General features: G+C 64.5%; 5 protein-coding genes. 2 read left to right on the top strand and 3 right to left on the bottom strand.

What is annotated here, in order from left to right:
• Window positions 1-24: 24 nt before the first annotated feature.
• The 3 genes from BQ8794_RS23635 to BQ8794_RS23645 all read right to left on the bottom strand — a co-directional run bounded on the left by BQ8794_RS23635 (window position 25) and on the right by BQ8794_RS23645 (window position 3645).
• Entirely contained in the window at window positions 25-1329 is a 1305-nt protein-coding gene (locus tag BQ8794_RS23635; RefSeq protein ID WP_167378815.1) for an adenylate/guanylate cyclase domain-containing protein, read from the bottom strand.
• 541 nt (window positions 1330-1870) lie between these two features.
• Complete coding sequence (locus tag BQ8794_RS23640) at window positions 1871-2929, bottom strand: adenylate/guanylate cyclase domain-containing protein (protein ID WP_077381056.1); 1059 nt, start codon at window positions 2927-2929, stop codon at window positions 1871-1873.
• Between the two features lie 269 nt (window positions 2930-3198).
• On the bottom strand, window positions 3199-3645 hold the full coding sequence (locus tag BQ8794_RS23645) for an SRPBCC family protein (protein WP_023801387.1): 447 nt from the start codon (window positions 3643-3645) through the stop codon (window positions 3199-3201).
• 678 nt (window positions 3646-4323) lie between these two features.
• Here BQ8794_RS23645 and BQ8794_RS35950 point away from each other — a divergent pair.
• Both BQ8794_RS35950 and BQ8794_RS23655 read left to right on the top strand, forming a co-directional pair.
• Entirely contained in the window at window positions 4324-4611 is a 288-nt protein-coding gene (locus BQ8794_RS35950; protein WP_174654515.1) for a hypothetical protein, read from the top strand.
• Window positions 4612-4647: 36 nt separating this feature from the next.
• Window positions 4648-4920 (top strand): hypothetical protein, encoded by a 273-nt coding sequence (locus tag BQ8794_RS23655; RefSeq protein ID WP_077381057.1) that lies wholly within the window; start codon window positions 4648-4650, stop codon window positions 4918-4920.
• The last annotated feature ends 22 nt before the right edge of the window (window positions 4921-4942 follow it).

Genomic DNA, 4942 nt, shown 5'->3' on the forward strand with positions numbered 1-4942 from the left:
CCGGAGCCGGAACCGGCGGAGCCGTCAGAGTCCGTGTTCCGGTACGGTGAACAGGCTCACAGGGTCAGGGATGCCTCGGATGGGGAAGTCGCCCAGTTCCTCGACGGGCTCTTCGATCAATTCAGCAACCCTGTCGGACAGGAGCAAGCGCCGCCCGGTCGTTTTCGATAGCGGTTCGATCCGCGCCGCCAGATTGACAGTGCGCCCAATGGCGGTGAAGTCGAGCCGATCCCTGGATCCGATATTGCCGAAGAATACGGGACCGCGATGCAGCGCAATTCCCATGCTGAGCGGCCGCCAGGAAAGGTCGCGCGACGGCTCGCCGGACTGAGCCTCGTTCAGGCTGTCCACCGCAACCAAACCGTTCCGAGCGGCGGCGAGTGCCGCAGCGGCGGCGGCCGGCGCCGTCTGCGTGCCGAAAATGGGGAAGGCCGCCAGCATGCCGTCACCGACAAATTTCAGGACCTCACCGCCTTGTTCATGCACCGCATCCACGAGACCTTCGAAAAAGGCGTTCAGCAGCCGGATCATCTCGGCGCTATCGATGCGATCCGAGAGGCCGGTGAAGTTGCGCATGTCGGATACCCAGATGACCGCCTCGATGGTCTCGCCAAATCCGCGCCTTATGTCACCGGCGAGGACCCGCTTGCCAATGCGTCGGCCGAGATACGCATCGAGCACGTGCTCCGCGATCTTGCCACGCGAGACGATCTCGACATTGAGCGCCAGAGCCGGGCGCAGCGCCTCGACGGCTTCGATGGTGGCGCGGGAAAAGCCCCCTGCTTGCCGTGTGGCAAGCGTCATCAGCGTAAACTGGCGGTCGTCCCGCTTCAGCGCGAAGCCCCAATAGTCCGTGTATCCAGCCGCCGCGAGGGTCTGCATGATCGGGTATGTCGACTGCGCCACTGAATCCTGGGGGTTCACCCGAATTGACCGGCCCTCCTCGATGATCGGCCTGAGGGGGCTGCTCAGGTAGTCGGTTGTTTCGCGGACATGCGCGTTGACTTCCACCTCATCACAGACACCGAGATCTCCACGCCAGTTCGCCGTGATGCCCAGAAGCTGCGGATGCAGCGTCGACATGTTGAGCGTTGCCCGCTCGATCGGCTGGCCTGCCGCAACCAGTCGGGCGATGACGCCGTCCAGCAGCTCTGCCGGTCCGGCGGATGCTGCCGTCCCCGACATCAGCCAGTCGAGCGCCGTGCCGTCATCTGTCGTGAGTAGCGAAATGGGTCGGCGCCGAACCAACTGGAGATCAGGCGGATAGTCCAACCCCACCGGGCCAGTCGACAGCGATGCTTCAGCGAGTTCGGATCGTTGAGCCGGCATCATTCCTCGCGGCGTCATTCAAACGACAGATAGGCTTCCGAGGGGCAATCGCCAAGCTCCTATTATACGGCCTTTGACCCCATCACTGTCTACAAAACGATCTTGCCGGCTTCTGCTTCTCCCTACGTTCCTTTCGTAGACTTCCGTGATCGGGAGCATGAGGTAGCAACAAGTCCAAGCTGAAAATCGCGTCATCATTGGTTTCACGCGCGATTCCCGTTTCAGGCCGGCGCCCGCACAGTGGATCTTCGAACTGGCCCGGAAGCGCGAAGAACTCGATGTGGAACTTCTCGACCTGAAGGCGAGAGGTTAGCGGAAAGGTGACTGCAAAGCGCTGTGCTAGCAGGTGGATCTGGTCACTCCGCCGAAGCAGGCGCCAGCAATGTCTGGCGCGACCTGCTCGCGCAGATGAGCCAAGGGCAACTTTTCGCTCTCTACGGTCGTTCAGTTGCGAGCGTCGCATGACGCGATGTGGCGTACCGGCTCCCGCTTGTATTAGTCACGCATCTGGTACCCTTGCCCGGACCCCGGCCCGCGGGGCTCAATCCTCCGGCAGGGTGAAGACCGCGCAGGGATCAGCGATACCGCGCAATAAGTGCTCGCCCAAAGGGATCAAAGCCGTTGTCGTCTCCGCCGCGACCGCGCCCGAGATGAGCACGCTGCGACCAAGGGGCCTGCATAGCCCTTCGAGCCGGCTGACCAGGTTGACCGCAGGGCCGATGGCAGTGAAGTCCAGCCGGTCGGCCGCGCCGATATTGCCCCACAGCATCTCACCGAGATGCAGTGCCGCGCCGAAGGGCAGCGGCGGCAGCCCCTCCGTCTGCCGCACCGCATCGAGATGGGCCATGCCGGCGCGGGCGGCGACAACAGCCCGCAGCGCCGCCTCGCAGGCCTCGGCCGGGGCGCCCGTGACCGGGAAAATCGCCAGCACACCGTCGCCGATGAACTTCAGCACCTCGCCCCCGAAAGCATGCACCGCCCCGGCGACGCGGTCGAACCAAGCGTCGAGGGCGGCGATCATCGCTGCGGGCTCCGTCGCCTCGGACAGGGCGGTGAAGTCACGCAGATCGGCACAGAGCAGCGCGGCGCGGATGGTCTCCCCGGTGCCGCGGCGCAGCGCGCCGGCCTGCACCCGGGCGGCACTGCGCCTGCCAAGATAGGCCTCGAGCAGCGCTGCCAGCGCCGCCCGCGCGGTCAGGGCGGCTAAGGGCGCTGCGGCGAAGCGCGCGGCCTGGCGCAGCCGGCCGGCCTCGGCGGGGCCGAATGGCCGGGTCCCTGCCCAGCCCAGCACCGGACTGTCCGGCTCCGGGCCGATCGTGTCCTCCTGCACAGGGCCAAGCTCGGCCAGCCAGTCGCGCCCGGCTTGGTTGAGCGGGCCGCCGGCGAAGCCCAGCGCCTCGATCACCGCCCCGGTCTCCGCCCGCCACAGCCAGGTGCGGCGGGCGATGATCGGATGCGGCACCGCGACCGTCAGAGCGCCCCCGGCCAACGGCAGGCCGTCGGCCAGCAGCCGGCCGCCGAGCTCGGCCAGGAACCAGTCAGGGCCGGGCGAGGAGCCGGCCTCGTCCAACAACCAGGCGAGGGGCGCGGGCAGATCCATGCCGCGATTATGCCACCGCGGCCACTAGCCTGTCATCCGCGCCGCGGGATGGCGCTTCTGCCTGTCATGTTGTCACGAAGGACGCCCTCAACGGGACCGGACGGGACGTCGTTAAGGGCGTACTTAGGGGAGAGGTGACATTCAGGGCGAGGCCATGGGACTGCCGCCGGCACAACTACTCCTTTACATAGACGCCATCCTCCAGACTCACGGTCCAATCCTCGATGAGGCAGCCTTCGACACCCCTGCGAGCGACGAGCGGAAAGCCATCAGTCCCTGCCATGCCAGGGGTCCGGCCCCGGTTCACGCCCGGCCGCAACCTCGGCCAGCCGGCCGAGGTAATGGGCCCAGCCTTCCGCATGGCCGGCGCATTGCTCGGCGTTAGGCAGGCCGGTGTGGGTCAGGCGCAGCAGCGTTCCGTCCGGCTGCTCGATCAGGTCGACCTCGATCAGGCTCGACCCCGGCGGCACCACCTCGCTGCCGTCCCAGCCAAAGCTGTAGGCCAGGCGGTGCACCGGCACTACCTCGCGGAAGGAGCCGCGAGCGCAGCGAGCCCCAGTGACATTGACGAGATAGAGCCCGCCAGGCTGCGGCTCGACCTCAGCCTCCGTTCCCATCCAGCGCAGGATCTTCTCCGGATCGGTCAGGAGGGCGAACACCGCGGCGGGCGGCGCCGGGATGTGCGTCTCGCGGCGGACGACGAGGGACTCTTGCATCGGTCTCTCCTACGGTTGCGATGACCTGCTCCGCCTGAGGCGGAGGATGGACGGGCGCCTTCTGTCCTAGTGTGGGACGTCTTTTCTGACAGCATGTAGGCGGAAGATCGCCCTCAACAAGGTACCGCCCAAGCAGCTTGGCGAGAAGAAATTCGCACCCGGCTTGAGCGATTCCCGATCGACACGACCTCATTGTCGCCTGAGTCAGTCGCATTGGAGATCACTCCGACGCATCTCCCACGTTTAAGCGCTTCAATCGGCATTGTGGGTTTGACGCTGGCCTCCTGCGCCACGAGGTGCCTTCGGGCAGGCGCATCTGGAGGTGTGAGATCGCCTGCAATGTTGGATCTGACGCAATTGTGGTGCAGTTTGCCGTCAGAAGGCACCGATCAGTCGGGCCTGAAGCAGGTCGATCTTCCCGCGCCCATACATTCGGCGGTAGCGGATCTGCTGGCTTCAGAAGCGCCCGAGGCGGTCCGAAAGCCTTGTTTATGGTCTGGAGGTTCCAGGACTCGATGCCGCCGACCTGCTCGATCGACTTCACGTGCTTGGCGAGCCGGGACGCGCGATCATGACTCGACGCCTCCGCTCTCGGAGCAGCTTTCCGTAGGTCCGCAAGGGGTCCGGATTGCGACTTTCGCTGCGTCCAGAGCATATGTCCGCTGCTGGCGCATCGCCTTGGCGAAGAAGCTGCACCGTTATCCGGTCAATGGCCGGCAGCGGACTCTGGCTGATGTAGCGAAGGCGTTGGCGGACGCGGGGTATCTGTCGAGTGCTGGAACGCAGTACACACCGACTGCAGTCTCGAGAATGCTGGCATCCACGGGAAGTAAGCGTGCCAAGCCACTCAAGGGCGAAGCAAAATCATTGTCTTGGCCCCTTGACCCAGTTGCTGCCGAGCTCAAGGACGATATGACCGAGACTGCGGATCCCGGAATGCGGACACCGCTTGGTTCGCGCTGGTAGCCATGCGACAATCTCTTTGATTTTTGGGGGCAGGAAATGGCTTTGCAGATTTGGATAAACGATTGCGGCCACTATTTCGTCGACACCAAGCTGGGTGGCATCCAGGTTGGCCAAACTTGGTGTACGCCCTATGGCGACTGGGCAGTTGAAGTCAACGATGAGGAGCTTTCCGCCCCCGACTTTGAGGCTGCAAAGCGGCTGTTTGTCGACTTATATGATCCATCCCGGGTAATGGTGAGCCCATTCGCTGTCTCGGCCGAAGGTGACGACTTGGAGGCGGATTTCAAGATTATCGACCTCCGCCGATAATAGAGCGGGATGAATTGAGTCT

Source organism: Mesorhizobium prunaredense (genome assembly GCF_900156895.1).
Classification (GTDB): domain Bacteria; phylum Pseudomonadota; class Alphaproteobacteria; order Rhizobiales; family Rhizobiaceae; genus Mesorhizobium; species Mesorhizobium prunaredense.